Origin of the sequence: endosymbiont of Acanthamoeba sp. UWC8, assembly GCF_000730245.1 — a bacterium.
In the GTDB taxonomy this organism is placed as follows: Bacteria; Pseudomonadota; Alphaproteobacteria; order Rickettsiales; family Midichloriaceae; genus Jidaibacter.
Map to the genome: position 1 here is coordinate 137,915 of NZ_CP004403.1, position 21,452 is coordinate 159,366.

Sequence of the window (21,452 nt, forward strand, 5' to 3'; positions counted from 1 at the left end):
TAAAATATGTTTATTACGTTTGAAGGCGGCGAAGGTTGCGGAAAATCAACCCAGGCAAAATTATTAAAAGAATATCTTGAAAGTAAGAGTAAAAAAGTTGCGCTTACCAGAGAGCCGGGCGGTACGGAATTTGCTGAAAAGCTAAGGGAAGTATTATTATCGGGTGAAGGGATCTCTGATCCGTTAACGGAATTTTTGCTCCTTTCGGTAGCCAGAAGGGATCATGTTATTAATTTTATCAAGCCAAAACTCATGGATGGTGAGGTGGTAATATCAGATAGGTTCATTGATTCATCATTTGTATATCAGGGATATTTAAAGGAATTACCCTTAAATGTGATTGAGCAAATAACCGGATTGAGTATCGGTGATTTTATGCCTGATATAACCCTTTTTCTAAATATAGATCCTGGAATAAGTATGAAAAGAGTGTTGGAGAATAGGCAGGTTCAAACCTATTATGATAAAAAAGATATAAGTTTTCATACAAAAATTAATGATTCTTTTTTAGATTTAGCTAAAAAATATAAAAGCAGAATCAAGGTTATAGATGCCTCCGGTAGCCAAGAAGAAGTGTTTGAAAGGATAAAAAATGTGATTGACGAGAAGACCGAATAAAAAAATTATTGAGCAAATTTTTTTACTATTTCAAAATCTCGCGCAAAAATTAAATGCTTGTTTATTTATTTTCAACCCAATTACCGCTCTCATCCTTGTGGTATTTCTTTTTTACTGCGCTCCAGGCTACTTTATGAGATACTTCTTCCCTTGTTTCTTCGCCTCTCCGTTTATCAGAGTCTTGGTATTCTTCCCAAGCACTATCAAAAGCTTTTAAATAAATTTCCTGCGCTTTAATAGGGAGGTGATTTTTTACGCTATCGGGTAAGTCGTGTGTAGAATTATACGGCATATATTCTCCTAAAGATAATATTAGCTTAAGGCTTATAATTTAGCATTATTGCTTATTCCGTCAAGTTTTAAGCTTAAAAGATATATTAGTTGATATATTAGAAAATTAACATTATTTTGGCCTTTCAGTTTGCCAACCTAACAATTATTTATAATGCTAAACTTTTCAAGTAGCTTTCCTTCTAAGATGCTTACCTCTGCCCACGCTTATACAAAACCACTTGTCCTAACCCTTTTAGAGAACAAAATACCTGCCTGTATTTTCTTACTGAATATAGTCGGGTATATAGGTATATCTTATTATGAATCATATTATATGCATACCCTGCTTCAGGATATGGAAGAATATATAGAGGTATTTGCCCAATTCTCGGGCGGGAGTGCTAATGATGCATGCCTTAATCCTACATTAAATCTCAATGCAAATATGTTTTCCACGTTGGGTGAAACTGCATTGCGGGATTCAATTTTAGTCGGGATATTCGGTGCAGTAAAATATGTAGGTATGATGGCTCTTAAGCCTTTATTTTTAAGTGGTGCTATTCATACACTTACTTATTCTCTTCAATTAACAATTATTAATAAATGGTTGGGCGGCACAAAGAATAATCAGCTCGGAATTGCAATAATAAATCCGGAAATAGCACATGAAGCAAGGGAAATAATAACCACATATGCAGGAAATTATGTTGAGTCAATAGTAAAGCGCGGAATGATATTATTTGATATCCTTAATATTTCTAGAAAGCTCACTGAAATATACGGAATCAGCCAAGATTTAGAAATACAAGGTTTAGACTCGAATGCTATGGTTATCACGCTAGTCACTTGCTCAGTATATGCATTTATTAACTGCTTTTTAGCCGGGAGGGCAAAGGAATATGGTGATCGAAAACTTAAACTTACTCAAGAGCTCAATGCAAATATCATTTATAATACGCATAATGCCTTAAGTATTGAAACGAGGCAAGCAACTTCTCAAGAATACTTAAATTTAAAAAGTTTATTGGAAAAGGTTACCTTATCATCCTCAGGTGATTCACTGGTTAAGTCAGCAATCGGAGCAACCGGGTTGTTGTTTGCATATAATACTGATTATTTTGTTATTTGGGGTGCAATTGAAAGTGTAATAAAATATCCGCATCTTTACTTCGAGCTTAAAATAATCGGTAAATCGATAATGCAGCTAAGTTATAATATTTGGCAGGCATTTGAGAAGTTTTCATCTTCAACCGCCATGAGTTATACCTCTAATAAAATTATAAACTTTCTTAATTCGATAGAGGAGTATGAGGCTCTTATAGCTAACAGAAAAGATTTTAAGCTTAATGAAAGTAGTGAAAATAAACTTTCGGTAAACCTTTGCTTAAGATACCCGGATGCTAAAAACAGCATCAGCTATAAAATTCTAGTTAATAAAGTAGAGAAAACTTTTGAGCCGGGAAAAGTATACGGTATAATCGGTGAAAGCGGTAGCGGGAAAAGCAGCTTTTTTAATTCGTTAATCGGTATCAATCCATATACTACCGGCAAAGTAAGCATTACCACACGAAAGAATATTATTTATATTCCTCAAAAAGTTATCTTAAAAAATAATCTTAATTTTTTTGATACAATTTTTTATCCTAAAGTTCAGGAGGATTATATTGAATCTAAATATTATAATGATTTGAAGGGAGAAATTGATTTGTTGGTATCTGACCTAAAGTTAGGGGAGGTGTATGAAAGATCGAAGAGGATTAATAATTGGAGTGAAAGTTTAAGCGGGGGAGAAGAACAAAGGGTAGGGGTGTTGCAAGCTTTAGTAAGCTGCTATATTGCAAGTAAGGAATCTAAGGACGGCAATATAGTTTTACTTCCTTGATGAAGCGCTCAACTCATTGGATCCGAAGCTGCAACATAAAGTGTTTTCTGTTATACAAAACCGTACTAAGAAACTAAATTTGACAACCTTAAATATCGATCATTCAGATAAAGATGATTTGAATAAAAGGTATAATGAAAATATTGTGGATTTTAATCAACTCATTAAAGAAGATAAGGATAGGTCTTATATTATTTGACACTAAAGAATCTACTATAGAAAAAGCATATTGTAGTAAATTAAGTTATAAATCATACAATAATATTTATTTAACCTAGGCGCTTTATAACAAAGTAAAGATACATAAAAATTATTAAATAATTTTTATGAGCGCTGCCCCTCTAAAGGGAGGGGCGGAGGGGCGCGCTACTATTAATTCTATTAATTTTTAATAATAAATCATTAGGATTCTCTGAAGGCTTGTTTAAATAGATATGTAAGTTATTCAACTTAATTTACTATAACTATAAAACAGCAAAACAAAAGCCCACAATTTATTTCTAAATCATGGGCTTTTTATTTCCTATAAAATTAAGAGTAAATTGTTATTTAATTCTTAATTTAGAAACAACTTGCTTAACACCATCTTTGCTTTGTGCAATAGATTCTGCTCTTGCTTTCATATCACCATTCGGTACATCGCCGGTAAGTACTACTACACCGTTAGATGTTTCAACATGAATGCTTAAACCGTTAATTGCGCTATCAGCTAAGAAATCTCTTTTAATTGAAGCGGTGATTGCTGAATCAGATACAGCAGTCTTTACAGGGTGTTTTTCGCCGGTAATTTTTAATTTAGAATTAACTTTCTTAACACCGTCTCTATTTTGTGCAATAGATTCCGCTCTATTTTTCATATCTTCGCTTGGAACGTTTCCGGTTAAGATAACAACACCATTTTTGGTTTCAACATGAATGCTTAAACCGTTAATGTCGCTATCAGCTAAAAATTCACTTTTAATTGAAGCAGTGATTGCTGAATCAGATACGGCAGTTTTTACCGGATGTTTCTCATTTGTAATTTTCATTTTAGAAATAACTTTTTTAACACCGTCTCTGCTTTGAGCGATAGATATAGCTCTATTTTTCATATCTTCGCTTGGAACGTTTCCGGTTAAGGTAACAACACCGTTAATGGTTTCAACGTGAATGCTTAAACCGTTGATTGTGCTATCAGCTAGGAATTCACTTTTGATTGAAGTTGTGATTGCAGAATCCGGTACTAAGTTTTTAACGGTACTGCTATGATCTGTTGAGGTAGAAACTTTAGCATTAGCAATATTTGCTGTACCAAGTGCAACGATAGATGTAGCAATAGCTAGAGCTTTTAAATTCTTGATAATCATAAGTCCTCTTCAATTTAAATTAAAATATTATTATTTATGCATGTAATGCATAAACTTAGTCTTGGATAGTCAGATTGTTTTTAACTTCTCTAACATCATCAGTGTCTTTAACAATATTTATTGTTCTGTCCACTGCTTCTTGATTAGGCGCCTTACCGGATAAGGTGACAACACCCTGATTGGTTTCGATACTGATATTATAGGCACTTGCAATGCTGTCGGCTGCAAGTTTTGCTTTTATTTTTGTTGTGATAGTTGTATCACTTATAGCATCGCCTACTTTGCTGGTAATATTGTCCATGTTATACTCCTTTCTATTAAATAGTTTTGTGTTTTAAAAATAAACCCTAATAAATTGGATAAATAATAACTATATTATCTGATAAGTAGAAAATCACAAAAATGGTTTAAAATCAAATAAAAAATTCATATGAGGCGAAATTTTATTTATGTTTCAAGAATCGGAGGATGGATATATTGTTATATATCAGTATGTTAGTATGGGTACACGGATGCTTGTTTTTTTTGAGTTTATTGTGAAAATAAAGCGGGTTTTTCAAAAGCAAAGTATAAAAGTTTATAACAAAGAGCTAAAATTTAAGTATAATTTTACCTTTATGAGTTCTGCTCCTTATCTTATTATGAGCAATTTCCACTTCTTCAAATTTATAAATATCGTCAATAATTGGAGTAATTTTTTTTAAATAAACAAGAGGCATTAATACGTCTTTAACATTTTGAATATATGTTTCTTTTATATTCTCCGGTTTTGATCTTAATGTGGTGCCGATAATATTAAGGTTTTTCATTAAAACTGCCCCCATATTAATTTTCGCTTCGGAGCCGTCCATTACTGCTAAGCTGATTAACTTCCCGTATTTATTTAAGGATTTAATATTTTCCTGCAAATATTTACCGCCTAAAATATCAACAATAATGTCCGTACCCCCATTTTCTTTAATAAGTGCTGAAAAATTATTAGTAGTATAGTTGAAACAAAAATCAGCACCAAGTTTTCGACAGAAATCAAACTTACTTTCATTGCTTGTTGAGGTAAAAACTTTACATCCCAATGTAGCTGCCGCTTGAATAGCAAATGAACCTATGCCGCTTGAGCCGCCATGTATAAGAATATTTTTGTTTGCTTTAATTTTTCCGCAGTCAAATAATGCCATCCAGACGGTAGTCAAAGCTTCGGGGAGCGCAGCAGCTTGAATTAAATCAAAATCCTCTTCCAAAGAAATAACTTGGCCTTTTTTTGCACATACATATTCGCTATATCCTCCGCTCTCAAGAAGCGCGCAGACTTTTCGGTTCGTACCTTCTACTATTCCCGCAATTTCCAGCCCAGGCACATTATCACCGTTTGGAGCCGGGTAAAGCCCTTCTCTTTGCAGAATATCAGCTCTATTTATTCCTATTGAGCTCACTTTGATTAAAAGCTCGGTTTCTTTTGGGGTAGGAATATCGGTCAAAACTAATTTTAAGGAACCATCACTTTGAATTTGAAATTGTTTCATGTTATTACCACTCATAAAACTTAGTTAAACGTATCTTCCGGGGAGCGTTTAAAAATATTTAGTTCATCAAATTGTTTTAATTCTTCCTGTTTTTCTTTTTTCAGTTCTTGAAGTTTAAATCTATCAATAAGTATCTCATACTTGCGCTGCTCTTTAAAAATATCAACTATTTTATCATTAACTTGAGAAATCTCTTGTTTTACTAAGTTTATTTTTTCATTAATTTCAGTGGTTCTTATCTTTAATGATTTAAAGAAACCGGCATATTCTATGGTTGGATTACCACTTTGCGCAATGACATCCATCTCATCTTTTCTTTGTTTTTTCAATATCCTTTAAAAGTGCTTCATAAGAATTCAACCGGTTAATTAATGCAGATTTTTCAAGCTGTAAATCTTCGATTTGCTTTTTATAAATCTTAATTACTCTTAAGAGTTGCTTAATATTCATTTTTATTTTTTAAGTAAGCTTCAAGACTATTTAACCGTTCTAAAGTTCCTATGTCAAACCATTTAGAGGTTAGTTCCAACCCGTAAAATTTATATTTAGTATAATCTTCCTCAGTAGATTTAAACAATATCTCGTTCATAGGTAAGCGCTGCACCTCATAACCATTAAAAAATTCAGGTGATACTATATAGCTGCCTATAAAGATAAATTTGTTTTTAGACTCTGATCTAACTAGCTTGCCTGCTTCATTTAAGTTAAAATCTCCACTGTAAGAATAGCTGATATCCTGAAAATTTTTGAGTAAAAAAAATCCGTCCATTATATTAGGGTTCCAAGCTTTAATCAAATTTGAAAGAGGTGGAGTAGAATTTTCTTTATCCAAAAATATATCGGAATTTATAACTAAAAAAGGCTCATTTGCTATATTCCTCATCGCATTTAAAATACCTCCTCCCGTCTCTAACAGCTCTTCTTCGTGTGAAATTATAATTTTAATATCAGTAGATCTATATTTTTCCAAATGGGTATGAATTTGATCTGCAAGATAATGAGTATTAACTACTATTCTTCTAATTCCTACGCTATATAAATGGTCGATAGCATAATCGATAAGCGCCTTATCCCGGACTTTAATCAGTGGTTTTGGGGTGGTGAGAGTCAGAGGTTTTAACCTGTTTCCAAAGCCGGCGGCAAGCACCATTCCGACTTTTATTTTATTAGAATTCATACAGCTTATATTTTTCAAAAATTTCTTTTAAGGGTTCTAAAGTAGGGTGTTTCAGATTGTTTTTTATATGTTGCCAAACCCTTGGTAAATATTTTAAATATTTGTATTTATTATATTTTACATTAAGCCTGTGAAAAGCTCCAACTATTCTTAAATTTCTTTGCGCCCCCAAAACTGCATATATAAGCTCTAAATCCGAATGCTTCATGTTTTGGAAAGAGGAGAAATACTGTGCTTTACAAGCCTCAACTACTTTAGGACTTACATCTCTTCTTGCATCTTCGAGCAAAGAAACCAGGTCATATCCGGGCAAGCCCAACACTGCATCCTGAAAGTCCAGCACGCCGACTTTATGTGTGTTATTATTGTGTTTTATCCACATTAGGTTATCAGCATGGTAATCGCGGAGAGTTAAAACTAATTTATAGTTTTTTAACAGTTTATATAATTCGCTAAATATATTTAATATTTCTTTTGAAGCGTTTATTGCGGCCTTAGGCTCTAGTTTATGGTGAATATAAAATTCATTAAAAACTAATACTCCGGCATTTAAAAGTTTTTCATCTTGTAAGGGGAGAGAGATATCTACTTCAGCCTTTGTAATTTTAATTAATACATCGATTGCATGTGAATAGAGGTGTTGTTCCTGTTCAGAATTATTATCAATAAATTTTGTGAACGAATCATTTCCTAAATCCTCTAAAAGCAGTAATCCCTGCTCAAGATTTTCCGCATAAACGGCGGGTGCTTTTATCTCATGTTTAATGAGTAAATTTGCAACATTTAAAAAAGGAGTAACCGATTCAGGTTCTTGACTTGAATCCATTAAAATATAACTTTTTTCAAGGGTGATTATTCTATAATAATGCCGTTTTGATGCGTCGATATCTATTTTAAGCAGCTTATATGCTTTAATGCCGTAATCATGCAGAAACTTTTCAAGTTTAATGCAAAAATCAATATCATCTATCATGTGATTTTCAACTTTAGTTATTTGATTTGTAAAAGGCATGCCTTAGTTCTTCCTCCTTTATTTCTCCGCTGAATTTTATTAAAACTCGGTTATCCTTACTAACTATAAATGTTTCCGGAATTGAGGATATACCTAAATTTATAATTGTCTCTTCATCTGCATTAATTAAATCATAATAAGGATTACCTGCTTTTTGCAACATTTTATCTATATTTTCTTTGTTATCCTGCCAAATAATTCCGATGATTTTTACTTGTTTTTCTTTGCTAAGCCTAATTAACTCATAATGATTTTGCTTACATACCGTGCACCACGAAGAAAAAACATGCAGTATGTATTTGTTATTCGGATGAATGATCGGTTGATTGTTAATTGCTGATTTAAGTTTGAAAGCATCAAAATATAGGTTTTGAACATGCTGCTTATTATCCGGCTTAGTGTTTATTGTTTTATAGCCAAGTAAAGCGATTAATAATATAAAAAATGCGAGCGGAATATATTTACACATTTTCATAATTTTCACTTAGATAAAAATTAAAAGATGCACAAAAATGCTTTATAAAAATTTGGTCAAATTCAGCGAAGCTTATATTAATACCTAGATCACTTAATGAGGTAACCCCGTATTCTTTTATGCCACAAGGGATTATCCCGCTAAAGTTTGCTAACTCGGGGGATATATTAAAAGCAATGCCGTGGTAAGTCACCCAGCGTTTCACTCTAATCCCGATTGCAGCAATTTTATGGTCGATACCATCTTTTTTAGTCCATATCCCGATCAACCCTTCTTTAAGGAAAGTGTTTATTCCGATTTCCTTAAAAGTAGTGATAGCTGAGTTTTCCAGTCTTTTTATGAACTCTCTGATATCAGGTTGAGTTTGAATCTGCTTTAAGTTAATCATAAGGTAAACTACGCGTTGCCCGGGGTCATGATATGTGTATTTCCCGCCTCTGCCGGATTGATATACCGGGAATTTTTCTTCCAGTAAATCTTCTTTTTGCGCACCGGAACCTGCGGTATATATTGGTGGATGCTGCAATAACCAAATAGTCGAGTTTCTTTTTTGTTCGCTGATTTCCTGAGCTAAAAATTCCATTTTTGCTAATGCATCAGTATAGTTTATAAGAGTTTTAGAATAAATTTGATCAAGCGGGTAGGGCATATAAGTTTTAGCTGTAAGAATCATTATATTATGATATCCGAAGTATATTAAAAATAATGTTCTTGGCCAATATCTTTTTATATCCATATTTAAAATTTTAGCAGGGTAGTAAGCCTAATTTATATTAAGCAGCGAGGGATTCTATATATACCCCTATGTACTGCTGCATATTGGTTACCCTTCCCCAAAGGCTCCACCAAAATATCCTTCATCGTTATCTTTCTTCCCTGAAGTCGCTAAACACTCCCAACCTTCTGGTAATTCTTTATATTTCTTACCTTTTGTTGAACCAAGGTTGTCATATAATATAATACTAAATTTAGCATGTATAAAATAATTGAGTTTAGCCATTCAAGTCTCTTTCAATTTTAATAAATTAAATATCCTTGGTCATTATGGTTACTAATAAAATAGTTCCATTTATTATTCTTTGTAGGGCAAAAAACTAAAATTTCAGTTGGACCGCCTAATTTTGCAACAAAAGCCTAAATGATATTGCAGACACTTCTTTTTTTATTCCTATTTTTTTCATATATTCTTCTAGTATTTGTTATACCTAACAACTCCTCTATCTCATTTAAGGACATTCCTTTTTTAAATAGTTCTTTTTTAAGTCATAATACATTCTACCACGTATACAATTATCATTCGTATAATAACTATTCCCTACTTGGAGCCATATCTCTTTATCAAACTTACTTTCACTATATACTTCGTCGTTAAAATCAGATAACCGATGCCAGGCATAAGTTAAAGTTCCAATGATTATTGCTAAAAGTACAACTAAAATTATTCCTATTACTTTCAATGCATTCTTTATCCTGCTACCTATAGTCTTTGTAGCGACTAACTGTGGTTGTTGTGTTTCGTTCATGTTTTCTACTTAAATAATTATTAATCTTTTCAAAAAGCTAGCATGCTCTTTAATTGCTGCAAATTATCCTCATAATAATTACAAGTTGCTTAAATTCTCTCTATATTTTAATAAAGAACCAAGCTGATATCTATTCGGGCTTAGCGCCATATAACATATAATTTACGCTTATATCTTCGGATAAAGACCATATCTGACGAAGGGGATTATAACTTACCCCGACCGGGTCGCTATGTTTAATATTATTTTCACCCAAGCGAGAAATAATCTCTTCCGGAGCTAAAAATTTATTCCAGTCATGGGTGCCAACGGGAAGCCATCTTAAAACATACTCGGCACCAATTATAGCTAATAAATATGATTTTAAAGTCTTGTTTAGGGTGGAAATAAATATAAGCCCTCCGGGCTTTAAAACATTTAAAGAGGATTTTAAAAATGAATTAAGGTCAGCAACATGTTCAACCACTTCCATTGTAATTACTACATCAAATTTTTCATTCTCCTGCTCTAATTTTTCTATAGTCGTATGGAGAAAATTGATATTATCTGCTAGGTTATTTTTAATTTTGTGCGCATTAGCAATTTTTATATTTTTTTCCGTAACATCAATTCCAAGAATATCAGCTCCGAGATTCCCGAGCGGAACGGTAAGTAACCCGCCGCCGCAGCCAATATCCAAAATTTTTAAAGATCTTAAAGGCTTAGTTTTTTTGCTGACGCCAAAGTGTGCAATAATCTTATCTTTAATATATTTTATTCTGATCGGATTTAACTGATGTAAAGGTTTGAATTTTCCGCCTTCATCCCACCACTCGTTGGCAATCCGAGAAAACTTATCTACTTCACTTTGGTCAATTGAAGGTGAGGTAAGGTTCATAAAGCTGCATGACCTTGAATAACATCCAATTTCAATTTATCGAAAGCTTTTGCTTCAATTTGACGAATTCTTTCGCAGGATATACCGTATATCTTACTGAGTGTATCCAGCGTGGCAGGCTTATCTTGTAACATTCTTGCCCCGATTATATCCTGCTCGCGAGGTGTTAGTTTTTGCATCGCGTTAGTAAGTAATGCTTTTTTACGCCTTAAGTCATCATTTTCAAGTAAAGTAATTTCTTGATTAGGTGATAAATCCGGCAACATCTCGATAAGCTCTACGTCATCATCTTCATATGCTTGTCTATTTAATGAAATTGTAGAATTGCTCATCATGCCGTTCATCTCAATCACATCTTTGCGGTCAACATTCAATTCTTTTGCAATTGCATCAACTTGACTGGTATCTTTATCTTGGGTTGAGTGACTTAGTTTGTTTTTGATTCTGTTAAGGTTATAAAATAGCTTTTTTTTGGTGGCGGAAGTACCCATTTTAACCAAGCTCCAGGATTTAAGCACATAATCTTGTATATAAGCTTTTATCCACCAAATCGCATAGGTTGAAAATCGGTTCCCGTTATAGGGGGTATACTTTTTAACTGCATGCATTAATCCTAAATTGCCTTCCGATATAATATCAATAACCGGTAAGCCGTAGCCGCTAAACTTAATTGCAATTTTAGCAACAAGCCTTAAATGGCTGGTAACAAGAAAATGAGCTGCTTCCAGATCTTGTGATTCGTGCCATTTAACGGCAAGGTCATATTCTTCCTGTTCACTAAGAATAGGAAATTTGGCTATTTGCTGAAGATACTTTGATAAACCGGTATCGGAATGAATTATAGGTAAAGCCATTAATGACATAAAATGTACCTCTTTAAAAACGTGCCTTTTTCCAAATGTTTTTTTATTTATCCGGAATTAGTGTAAATAATATCATTTAAATTAATGAATGGCAAGTGGTGCTTAGAGTAGCTTTCTCTATAAATTTATAATAAAATTTTCTTTTTTCGGGAGTATTTTACCCACTATCTTGTTTGCTTCTGGAAGTAATTCTTGATTAAACCATTTATTTTTTTTAATCCATGTGTTGTTTCTCCAGCTTGGATGCGGTAGAACCAGAAATTCAGGAAGGTAGTCCTTCCAGGCTTGTATAGTATCGCTCATAGTATTCTTAATTCTGCGTTTTAAGTAATAGTTTTGCGCATAAGATCCGATTAAAAGGGTGAGCTCAATATTAGGCATTTGATCAATTAAGCTCTGATGCCATAATTTTGCACAATTTATATCGGGAGGGTTATCTCCCCCATGCTTATTAACACCTGTGTAATAAAAGCCGATAGGCATAATTGCTATTTTATCCTTGTTATAAAAATCTTCCCTTGAAAGGTTGAGCCAAGATCTTAAAGTGTCACCGGAGCGGTCATTCCAGGGGGTTCCGCTTTCTTGGGCTCTTCTCCCTGGAGCTTGCCCGATTATAAGCAGTTTCGCTTTAGGGCTTAATTGTAATATCGGTTTATAACTTTTCTTTATGCCGGGAATTGAAGAAACATAATCTTCAATCTCTAAAATTATTTCATTCAAATCCATAATTTTTGCAATCTCCGAAAGTAATTTTACCTACTTTAACTTCAAGAAATAATACATATTTTATTACAAAAATAAACTTTATTATACAAGCTTAATATTAGAATGAGGAACAAGTACTAGATTGCCATGAAAGTTCTTTATGTAGTTATGTAATATATAATACTAATAAAGCAATAATATAAAGTTAAGAAATATGTTAAAATAAAGGTTAATCTTAAGGTTATAGCTAAATTAATATAAAATATAAGTATTTGACACAAAATATAAAAAATAATAGACTGCCCAGATGAAATTACAATCTAATTGCTTTGATATGAATAAAAACTTTTTACAACATTTTAAATTTATTAGTAATACTGAAGGCCGTCGTGAAGTTAAAAAATATGGAAAGAACGGAGAAACTTATTTTGTTAAGGAAGTAAGCAACATTGTTATGAGTATAGCTCAACTGATTGAAAGCAAAGTAATGCAACATTTCCTAGGCAAAGCAAACGCTCCTTATGATTCCTTGGCTACCGATGGAAAAAAGGTTTATATATTGTCAAAAGAATTGCCGCTATTTCATAATTATGCAAAGCTTACGTATAATGCAGAAAATTATTTTCTTAAAGCTCTTAATAAAAGCCATATCATACCCGGCGGCAAAATGGAAAAGTTTATCTACGATTCATGTAAAATACCTGTTTTAGTAGAAGATTTTAAATGTAATAGCTACTCCAATACTTCTTTATACAAATCTGCCGATTCTAAATGCTATGCCTTGTATAACTTACAAAATATTGAACTTGGCTCTGCAATTCTTGAGTTTTTAGGAGATTATGATAGGCATAGAGGTAACTTAGGATTATTATTTAAAGATTCTGAGGAAAGTAATTCAGCTGCTTTAGTGAAAATCGACGGTGATTCAGCCATAGCATTTACTAAGCTTGCAGATCAATACCGTAATTTTTATAATAATATAGTTAATCCGCCTAAGCAATTTAATCTTCAATCATCATTTTATAGAGATACCTTCAGATATTGCTCCAAAGAAGATGTGGTTAAATCATTCGATACTATTGCGAATGAATCTATATCTACATTTGAGCGCATTACTAATGAGGTTTTAACTGAATTGAGGATTTATTATTCCGCTTCAGAGCTTTCAAAGCAACTTATAAATACAAATATAAATAAACTTGAAGCTGATTTAATTAACTTTTTTAAAGTTAGATTGGAGGCTATGAAGGATATCAAAGATTGCATTCCTACCGCTCTGGATGCTTATAAATGGGAAGCTAGCGATACTTATTTTAGCGAGAATTACCCCGCATATGTCAACCAAAATGCGGATAAAGTAGTGAACCCGGATAAAAATTGTGTAAGTATATTAAATAAACATTCAATTGATGTTCAAAAAATAACTAATGAAGCCTCATTATCGAGTTTTTGGGGCGAAGAGAAAATCGGAATTTTTAAGAACTTAAATTTATCCTTAGCAACATTAAAAAAGATTATTGATTTTGATAAAGATTTAGGAAATTTAGCAAAAGCTGCAATTGATGGCTGTAATAAGCAGCTTTTACAAGAGGTAAAAACTTATATAACCCATGATTTAACATTTAATGAGTATATCGATGGAAAGTTTATAGATATAAATATAGTAAATTATTATTCTGGTAATGACTGCCCCTCTGATTTTAAAGAAGTTTTTGATGAGATATTACCATCCAATCAAGTATCAAATTGTTATGAAGGATTTTGCCAAGTTTAAATTATTTATAAGGGAGATAAACTAAGATAAATTTCTTCAATAAGCTGCAAGGTATCTTGTAGGGTATTTAATTTACAAGGGTTAAATTTTTCTAAGGTGTTATTAACTATATGGTAAATATCTAAAAATTTAATTTTGCCTTGCAGAAAAGCATTAACCGCTACTTCATTAGCAACATTTAAGGCAATAATCTCGGATTGGCTTTTGCTTGCGGTAACGATTGCAAGTTTAAGCAGAGGAAACCTGATATAATCTGGTGCTTCAAAATGTAGTTTACTTAGCTCACTTAAGTTTAAAGCTTTGTGTTTAATATTTAAGCGATTGGGGTAAAATAATGCATAAGAAATCGGAACGCACATGTCGGGGTGGCTAAGTTGGGCTATAGTTGAGCCGTCAGCGTAATTTACCAACCCGTGAATTATCGATTCAGGATGAACTATTACATCTACTTTAGAAGGAGGAAGATCAAAAAGCTTACAAGCTTCAATAAGTTCTAAACCCTTATTCATAAGAGTTGCTGAATCTACCGAAATTTTGCCGCCCATCTTCCAATTCGGATGATTTACTGCCTCTTCGGGAGTAACATTCTCCATCTCTTTTAAAGTTTTATTTCTAAAGGGCCCCCCTGAAGCGGTTAAAGTTATGCCGGCTACTTTATCTTTCTGGGATAAATCAAGTGATTGGAAGATCGCACTGTGCTCGGAATCAACCGGTATAATTTGACTTTTATATTTATAAGCAGCCGAAAGCATTATTTCCGAGGCACAGATTATACTTTCCTTATTTGCCAAACCGACCACCTTGGAATTTTTAATTGCCGCAACGGTAGGTTCCAATGCGCTGATTCCCATAATGCCGGCAATTGTAACATCATGCGGCTTACCGGCCATCTCAATGAGAACATCTCTTCCTGCATGGATATTAATTTTTTTTGCCCGATAAGCTTGATTTTAATTCATTATAAAAACTTTTATTTTCAATAATTATGTCTTCTACTCCAAATTCCACTGCCTGCTCAGCAAGCAATTTAGAATTAGACCTTGCAGAAAGAGTTTTTACCTTAAATTTATCAGGATGCTCTCTTATGATTTTCAAAGTTTGGGTGCCGATAGAGCCGGTTGAACCTTGAATTTGTACTGTCCTTACATCCATTATAGACTACCGTTAACTAAATAATATACAGCAATAAAAACCGAAGCGGTTACTACACTATCTATTCTGTCTAATACCCCGCCATGCCCGGGTATAAGTGCGCCGCTATCTTTCACTTTAAAAACTCGTTTAAATCCTGATTCGGCTAAATCACCAATTTGGGCTACTATAGAAAGAAAAAAACACATTGGAAGCCAAGATGGTATATTTAATCCTGAAAATTTAATATATGAGCCACCGATTATGCATGAAAAAATAATCGCCCCTAAAGCGCCTGACCAGGTTTTAGAAGGACTGACTAGGGGCATTAATTTTGCTCCCCCGAATGCTATACCAAACACATATGCGCCTATATCCGATGCCCAAACGGTTAACAACAGCCATAATATAATATTTAAGCCGTTGTCAAGTTGCCTTAAATAAATTAGTGAAAGGCAGGGAAGGGCTATATAAAAAATACCAAGTAGGTACCATAACTTTTTATATTGTCTAAGCGGATTTGAATTTACGATATGCACCCATTCCATACTCATCAAAAGCGCAAGCAAGGTAATTAGCGAATTAAATAAGTAACCCCCTTTATATACCAGGTAAAGTATAACCGGAGCAAGTATTGCCGCTGATATAGTTCTGGGCAATAAATTTTGCTTTATATATCGTTCTTTTATATTATTATCTTCCATATCTTCTAGTTCTCTTATTATAATCATTAATTGCTTCATCCAGTTCTTTTTCACCAAAATCAGGCCATAATTTATTAGTAAAATAAAGTTCCGAATAAGATAGCTGCCATAGTAAAAAATTGCTGATTCTATATTCTCCTCCCGTTCTAATTAAAAGATCGGGGTCGGGTATATCATTAGTATAAAGGAACTGATCAAATTCTTCTTTTGCTATTTCTTTTATATTCTTGTTTTCTTGTTGTATATAGTGAGCAAAATTTAGTGCGGCCTGCCTAATTTCATCCCTGCCTCCATAGCTTAAAGCAATGATTAAGGTGAAAGTGTTGTTTATTGATTCCTTCTCAGCCTTATCGATTAACTCTTGGATTTCCGTTGAAAGATTGGTACGCTCACCGATAAATTTTACTTTAATTCCTTCCTTTATAAACTTGGAAATATTATTAATTAAATAATCTTTCAGTAAATCCATCAAATATTTAACTTCTTCCTCAGGCCTTTGCCAATTTTCAGAAGAGAATGCATATAATGTTAAATATTCCACTCCCATTTTCCGGCAAGCTTTAATTATTTTTTCAGCTGCTTCCGCACCCTTTTTATGTCCTAGATTTTTAGGCAGTAATTTAGCTTTTGCCCATTTGCCGTTACCATCCATAATAATTGCTATATGCTTAGGTGGTGTTAAATGCATTTAATTTCCTTATCTTACAAGTAGCTGGAAGTTATAAATTATTTATAATAAATTCTCAAGTTCTTTAGAACTCCTAAGATACTTCCAGATAATCTAAAAGCACTTTTTTAGTGCTTGTTTTTTCAAATGCTACTTGAGCGTTATCATCTGCAATAGAAAGAATAATTCCATAACCAAATTTTTTATGGAAAACTCTTTGCCCTCGTCTAAGTCTATCAGAATTAGAAGCGCTTGAAGATAGGAAAGAGGGGAGGGTACAATCAAAGGCTTCCTCTTTCTTAAATTGTGGTTTTAAACTTCCGAAGCTATTGATTATTTCAAAATGCTCTTTAGGTAATTCATCAATAAACCTAGAAGGTTGGTTATATTGATAATTACCGTAAATTCTACGGTTGTTGGCAAAAGAAATGTAGAGCTTTTCTTTAGATCTGGTAATCCCGACATATGCAAGTCTTCTTTCTTCTTCTAAGCCAAGCTGGCCACTCTCTTCAATTGATCTGCTGCTCGGGAAAATCCCTTCTTCCCAGCCGGGCAGGAAAACCGCCTTAAATTCTAAACCTTTAGCTCCGTGCATAGTCATGATGTTCACTACGTTTTCGTTAACGATACTATCTAAATCGCTTACTAAACTTACATGCTCTAAGAATTCACTTAAAGAGCTGTATTCTTCTAAACTTCGAATTAACTCCCTAACGTTATCCAGTCTTTCTCTCGCTTCTTCGGTTGCTTCCGTTTTCCACATATCTATATAGCCAGACTCATTGAGCATTAAATCAACTGTTTCGGTATGAGATAAAGTTTTTAATGTTTGCTTCCATCGATCGAATTGTTGCATAAGTTCGGCTAAGGATTGCCCGGCTTTACCTTTTAATTGCCCGGCATTTAAAAGCATTTTTACAGCAGCAAAAAGAGATATGTTTTTTTCTCTTGCTGAAATATGTATGTTTTGCAGTGATGCCGCACCGATTCCGCGCTTAGGAGTGTTGATAATTCTCTCGAAAGCAAGGCTATCATTAGGGTTTACTAATGCTCTGATATAAGCAATTGTATCCTTGATTTCAGCACGTTCGTAGAATTTCATTCCGCCTATAATTCTATAAGGTATTCTTTGGTAATTTAGACTTTCCTCAAAACTTCTGGTTTGGTAACCGGCTCTAAGTAAAATTGCTATATCGGAATAGGGTAAGGAATGAAATCTTTTTAATGAATCGATTTCATCTGCTATATATCTAGCTTCCTCCTTATCATCATAAAAAGAATTGAGCCTGATTTTTTCACCGTGTTGCTGATCAGTCCAGAGAATCTTTCCGTGCCTTTCCTGGTTAAAGGAAATCAACTTGGTTGCTGCACCAAGTATGTGATTGGTCGATCTATAATTTTGTTGCAGCCTTATAACTTTGGCACCGAGAAAATCCTTATCAAATTTAAGTATATTAGTGATTTCCGCTCCCCGCCAACCATAAATTGATTGATCATCATCTCCGACGCAACAAATATTATTGTGTTGCTGAGCAAGTAACCTAAGCCATAAATATTGTGAGATGTTAGTATCCTGATACTCGTCAACTAATATATATTTAAATTTTCTTTGGTATTCCGATAAGATTTCAAGATTACTATTAAAAAGTTCTATGTTGTATAATAAGAGATCACCAAAATCTACTGCATTTAAGTTTTTAAGACGATTTTGATATTCCGCATATAGCTCGCTTAAACTTTTGCTGCCGTAAAAATATGAATCATTATGGGAAACTTTATTATGAGTAATTGCTTTATCCTTGAGCCTACCGACTTGGTATAAAAATAATTTTGGGGAATGCTTTTCGGTATCAATGTTAAAATCATTGAAAATTTGTTTAATAAGACGCAACTGATCGTCCATATCAATGATAGTAAAATCCTGATTCAATCCTACTTCCTTAGCATGCCTTCTTAAAACTTTCGCAGCAATTGCATGAAAAGTACCGAGCCATAAACCTTCAACTGCAATACCGTTTAAGGTCTCGACACGGTGCTTCATCTCTTTTGCAGCCTTATTAGTAAAAGTTACGGCTAAGATTTGACTCGGGAAAGCATTTCTAAGATTTAAAATATGTGAAATACGAGTGGTAAGCACCTTAGTTTTACCGGTTCCAGCTCCGGCAAGAACTAAAAGAGGTCCTTCTATAGTGGTTACTGCCTCGAATTGATCTTTATTAAGATTATCGAGATGTTGCATTTTAGTTTCCTGGGATATCATTTTATTCGGCTTGCAATTTTTTTTGATTATTTCGGTTGCTTGCTGTTCGGATTCCGGATTATTTAAAGCGAACTCAATATTTGCTTCAAAGAAACCCATAGGTACTCCGCAATCTAACCTCTTACCTTGTAGTTTATAACCCCAAAACTCTTGATTTTGAAGCATTAATTTCATTGCATCGGTAAGTTGTATTTCACCACCGCTGCCTTTCGGGGTTTTCTCCAGGTAATCAAAGATGTTTGAATCCAGTATATATCTGCCGATTATTGAAATATTCGAGGGGGAATTTTCAGGTTTAGGTTTTTCTACCATATCCTCAATTTTTAATACCCTCTCGGAAGAATTGTTTCTTGTTTTTATAATTCCGTATTTGTGGGTTTCGTTGAGCGGGATTTCAGATACTGCAACAAGATTGGCTTGAGTTTGATTATATTGCTCAACCATCTCAGCTAACAAACCCTTTGAGTTAGGGGTGATAAATAATTCATCGGCAAGTAAAACAGCAAAAGGCTCATCCTGAATTAAGTTGCGCGCGCACCAAACAGCATGGCCTAATCCTAGTGGCTGTTGCTGCCTAATAAAAATAATATTTCCAGGGGGTGGTAACCAATCTCTCGTTAAACATAATGCCTCTGCCTTCTCTTTTTCTGATAGTGCTTGTTCCAGTTCAAAAACATTATCAAAATGATTATTAATTGCGCTCTTATTACGTCCCGTGATAAAGATAAATTCTTCAATTCCCGCATTAACCGCTTCTTCGAAAGCATGTTGAATTAGAGGTTTACTGGCAATGGGTAGCATTTCTTTGGGTAAAGATTTTGTTGCAGGCAAAAACCTTGTACCGAGTCCTCCGACCGGAAATACTGCTTTTCTAACTTTTTTCACTTTAATTTATACCTCTTGCGCAAAATAAAAAAAATGGTGCCCGAAAGAAGACTTGAACTTCCACAGCTATAAAGCTACTAGTACCTGAAACTAGCGCGTCTACCAATTCCGCCATCCGGGCTTTTTTAATTTAGGAATCTATGGTGAAATTAGATTGTTGTCAAATAGCAAAGCTTAGTAAGTAAAATTACTTTCTACAAAATTTACGGTTGTAGCTTTTGGTAGTACCATACACTGTCTTTCTTATTTAGGGTATTTATCTTCTAAAAAGTTTTAAAACCTTTATCATAATAAATATACATGGCATCACATGTTTACCCCGCAGAGGGAATTTCAGGGCTTATAGGGCAAAATCATACTTTTTTAATACTTTCTCTCTTTACCTACCTAGCCCTTTTTGGGTGGTCTGGCTAACGGCATTGGATATATTAGGAGTTGATGGAGTTTGAGAATTGCCCTGATTCTGTTGTGATACGCCGGATTGGCTTAGTTGTTCCCCTAGTTTTCTTATATCGTTTTGGTTAGTGGCACCCTGTTGTTGGCTTTGACCCTGTTGTTGGCTTTGACCTTGCTGTTGGCTTTGACCCTGTTGTTGGCTTTGACCTTGCTGTTGGTTTTGGCCCTGTTGTTGGCTTTGACCTTGTTGTTGGCTTTGACCCTGTTGTTGGCTTTGACCCTGTTGTTGGCTTTGACCTTGCTGTTGGTTTTGGCCCTGTTGTTGGCTTTGACCTTGTTGTTGGCTTTGACCTTGCTGTTGGCTTTGACCTTGCTGTTGGCTTTGACCTTGCTGTTGGCTTTGACCTTGCTGTTGGCTTTGACCTTGCTGTTGGCTTTGACCTTGCTGTTGGCTTTGACCTTGCTGTTGGCTTTGAGTTCTATCTAGGTTTTGATTCCTATCTAGGTTTTGATTCCTATCTAGGTTTTGATTCCTATCTAGGTTTTGATTCCTATCTAGGTTTTGATTCCTATCTAGGTTTTGATTCCTATCTAGGTTTTGATTCCTATCTAGGTTTTGATTCCTATCTAGGTTTTGATTCCTATCTAGGTTTTGATTCCTATCTAGGTTTTGATTCCTATCTAGGTTTTGATTCCTATCTAGGTTTTGATTCCTATCTAGGTTTTGATTCCTATCTAGGTTTTGATTCCTATCTAGGTTTTGATTCCTATCTAGGTTTTGATTCCTATCTAGGTTTTGATTTAAATTTTTATCAATTTCTTTACTTACATTATTAAATAAATATTTAGCAATATTTTGACTAATGTTAATTACTTGTTTTATTGCCTCTCTGCCAGCTATTTTATCTCCTGACTTGTTTGTAGCAATATCTGTAGCAGCTTGACCAGATTTACCTAATATCAAATCCGATATATTTTTAATGATTTTTTGAGTAGTACTTTGTTCATTGTTTTTTTGAGCAGCTTGCTGTGTTTCTAATGAGTTAGCCTTATTAGCTTTATTAAGTTCGGGCTTTATCTTATTTTCCGAAAGATCAGGTTTTGTTACTTGGATACTGTTTTCCTTAGCTACTTGAGGAGTATTTTGTTTTATTCCTTCTTCAGGTTTCTGATCATTTTTTATAGCATCTGAAGCTATATCTTTTTTACTACCCGTTACTTTATTAGTAACCATTTTTATCGCCGCTACAGCTAATCCCCCGATGACAGTGGTTAATATAGCTATAATTATGGGCTCTAATCCTGTCATATCAATCTTATCATAATATTACTAATTATATTAAGATTACATTAAAGATAGTTAA

21 protein-coding genes, 1 tRNA gene and 1 pseudogene are annotated in these 21,452 nt (G+C 33.8%); 3 read left to right on the top strand and 20 right to left on the bottom strand.

The genetic code is table 11. The features are described 5' to 3' along the window. Positions 1-6: 6 nt before the first annotated feature. Entirely contained in the window at positions 7-618 is a 612-nt protein-coding gene (gene tmk / locus I862_RS00630) for a dTMP kinase (RefSeq protein WP_038537752.1), read from the top strand. A gap of 61 nt (positions 619-679) precedes the next feature. Here the strand turns inward: tmk and I862_RS00635 are convergent, their stop codons facing one another. Continuing rightward, on the bottom strand, positions 680-910 hold the full coding sequence (locus tag I862_RS00635; protein ID WP_038537755.1) for a ChaB family protein: 231 nt from the start codon (positions 908-910) through the stop codon (positions 680-682). 153 nt (positions 911-1,063) lie between these two features. Between I862_RS00635 and I862_RS00640 the strand changes: the two genes are divergently transcribed. Continuing rightward, positions 1,064-2,773, top strand: coding sequence for an ATP-binding cassette domain-containing protein (locus tag I862_RS00640; protein WP_038537758.1), 1,710 nt, complete (start codon positions 1,064-1,066; stop codon positions 2,771-2,773). Between the two features lie 545 nt (positions 2,774-3,318). On the opposite strand, the gene I862_RS00650 is transcribed toward I862_RS00640, so the two are convergent. From I862_RS00650 to I862_RS00705, 13 genes are all read right to left on the bottom strand, one after another. Further along, a complete protein-coding gene (locus tag I862_RS00650; protein WP_052646270.1) occupies positions 3,319-4,119 on the bottom strand; it encodes a BON domain-containing protein in 801 nt (266 codons plus the stop codon). A 55-nt stretch (positions 4,120-4,174) separates the two neighbouring features. Continuing rightward, a complete protein-coding gene (locus tag I862_RS00655) occupies positions 4,175-4,420 on the bottom strand; it encodes a BON domain-containing protein (protein ID WP_052646271.1) in 246 nt (81 codons plus the stop codon). Positions 4,421-4,709: 289 nt separating this feature from the next. Then, positions 4,710-5,639: an NAD(P)H-quinone oxidoreductase gene (locus tag I862_RS00660; protein WP_052646272.1), complete on the bottom strand. Its 930-nt coding sequence runs from the start codon at positions 5,637-5,639 to the stop codon at positions 4,710-4,712. Positions 5,640-5,659: 20 nt separating this feature from the next. Next, positions 5,660-5,968 (bottom strand): flagellar FliJ family protein, encoded by a 309-nt coding sequence (locus tag I862_RS00665; RefSeq protein ID WP_148299451.1) that lies wholly within the window; start codon positions 5,966-5,968, stop codon positions 5,660-5,662. 110 nt (positions 5,969-6,078) lie between these two features. Further along, a complete protein-coding gene (locus tag I862_RS00670) occupies positions 6,079-6,816 on the bottom strand; it encodes a nucleotidyltransferase family protein (RefSeq protein ID WP_038537769.1) in 738 nt (245 codons plus the stop codon). Next, positions 6,806-7,828 carry an aminoglycoside phosphotransferase family protein gene (locus I862_RS00675; RefSeq protein WP_038537771.1) on the bottom strand — a complete coding sequence of 341 codons (1,023 nt, stop codon included), beginning with the start codon at positions 7,826-7,828 and terminating at the stop codon, positions 6,806-6,808. The genes I862_RS00670 and I862_RS00675 overlap by 11 nt, the downstream gene beginning before the upstream one ends. Then, on the bottom strand, positions 7,803-8,303 hold the full coding sequence (locus I862_RS00680) for a redoxin family protein (RefSeq protein ID WP_038537774.1): 501 nt from the start codon (positions 8,301-8,303) through the stop codon (positions 7,803-7,805). The genes I862_RS00675 and I862_RS00680 overlap by 26 nt, the downstream gene beginning before the upstream one ends. Next, on the bottom strand, positions 8,290-9,039 hold the full coding sequence (gene lipB, locus I862_RS00685) for a lipoyl(octanoyl) transferase LipB (protein WP_199398808.1): 750 nt from the start codon (positions 9,037-9,039) through the stop codon (positions 8,290-8,292). The genes I862_RS00680 and lipB overlap by 14 nt, the downstream gene beginning before the upstream one ends. A gap of 87 nt (positions 9,040-9,126) precedes the next feature. Then, on the bottom strand, positions 9,127-9,303 hold the full coding sequence (locus I862_RS08340; RefSeq protein WP_158499233.1) for a hypothetical protein: 177 nt from the start codon (positions 9,301-9,303) through the stop codon (positions 9,127-9,129). A 226-nt stretch (positions 9,304-9,529) separates the two neighbouring features. Beyond that, on the bottom strand, positions 9,530-9,760 hold the full coding sequence (locus I862_RS00690) for a hypothetical protein (RefSeq protein ID WP_148299452.1): 231 nt from the start codon (positions 9,758-9,760) through the stop codon (positions 9,530-9,532). A 196-nt stretch (positions 9,761-9,956) separates the two neighbouring features. Continuing rightward, a complete protein-coding gene (ubiG, locus tag I862_RS00695; protein WP_038537780.1) occupies positions 9,957-10,703 on the bottom strand; it encodes a bifunctional 2-polyprenyl-6-hydroxyphenol methylase/3-demethylubiquinol 3-O-methyltransferase UbiG in 747 nt (248 codons plus the stop codon). Next, positions 10,700-11,566: an RNA polymerase factor sigma-32 gene (locus I862_RS00700; RefSeq protein ID WP_038537783.1), complete on the bottom strand. Its 867-nt coding sequence runs from the start codon at positions 11,564-11,566 to the stop codon at positions 10,700-10,702. Before I862_RS00700 ends, ubiG begins: the two co-directional genes overlap by 4 nt. Before the next feature lie 117 nt (positions 11,567-11,683). Continuing rightward, positions 11,684-12,292, bottom strand: a complete 609-nt coding sequence (locus tag I862_RS00705; protein WP_084173744.1) for a uracil-DNA glycosylase family protein — start codon at positions 12,290-12,292, stop codon at positions 11,684-11,686. A 286-nt stretch (positions 12,293-12,578) separates the two neighbouring features. Between I862_RS00705 and I862_RS00710 the strand changes: the two genes are divergently transcribed. After that, on the top strand, positions 12,579-14,045 hold the full coding sequence (locus I862_RS00710) for a hypothetical protein (protein WP_038537785.1): 1,467 nt from the start codon (positions 12,579-12,581) through the stop codon (positions 14,043-14,045). A 5-nt stretch (positions 14,046-14,050) separates the two neighbouring features. Here I862_RS00710 and dxr read toward each other — a convergent pair. From dxr to I862_RS08480, 6 genes and pseudogenes are all read right to left on the bottom strand, one after another. Next, positions 14,051-15,197, bottom strand: a pseudogene (gene dxr / locus I862_RS00715) (1-deoxy-D-xylulose-5-phosphate reductoisomerase). Next, on the bottom strand, positions 15,197-15,907 hold the full coding sequence (locus I862_RS00720) for a phosphatidate cytidylyltransferase (protein ID WP_158499234.1): 711 nt from the start codon (positions 15,905-15,907) through the stop codon (positions 15,197-15,199). Before I862_RS00720 ends, dxr begins: the two are co-directional and overlap by 1 nt. Next, positions 15,870-16,568, bottom strand: a complete 699-nt coding sequence (locus I862_RS00725) for an isoprenyl transferase (protein WP_038537788.1) — start codon at positions 16,566-16,568, stop codon at positions 15,870-15,872. Before I862_RS00725 ends, I862_RS00720 begins: the two co-directional genes overlap by 38 nt. 73 nt (positions 16,569-16,641) lie before the next feature. Then, positions 16,642-19,692: a UTP--glucose-1-phosphate uridylyltransferase GalU gene (galU, locus tag I862_RS00730; RefSeq protein WP_084173746.1), complete on the bottom strand. Its 3,051-nt coding sequence runs from the start codon at positions 19,690-19,692 to the stop codon at positions 16,642-16,644. Between the two features lie 34 nt (positions 19,693-19,726). Beyond that, positions 19,727-19,813: transfer RNA gene (locus tag I862_RS00735), tRNA-Leu, on the bottom strand. A 258-nt stretch (positions 19,814-20,071) separates the two neighbouring features. Next, positions 20,072-21,397: a hypothetical protein gene (locus I862_RS08480; RefSeq protein WP_199398809.1), complete on the bottom strand. Its 1,326-nt coding sequence runs from the start codon at positions 21,395-21,397 to the stop codon at positions 20,072-20,074. Positions 21,398-21,452: the final 55 nt, after the last annotated feature.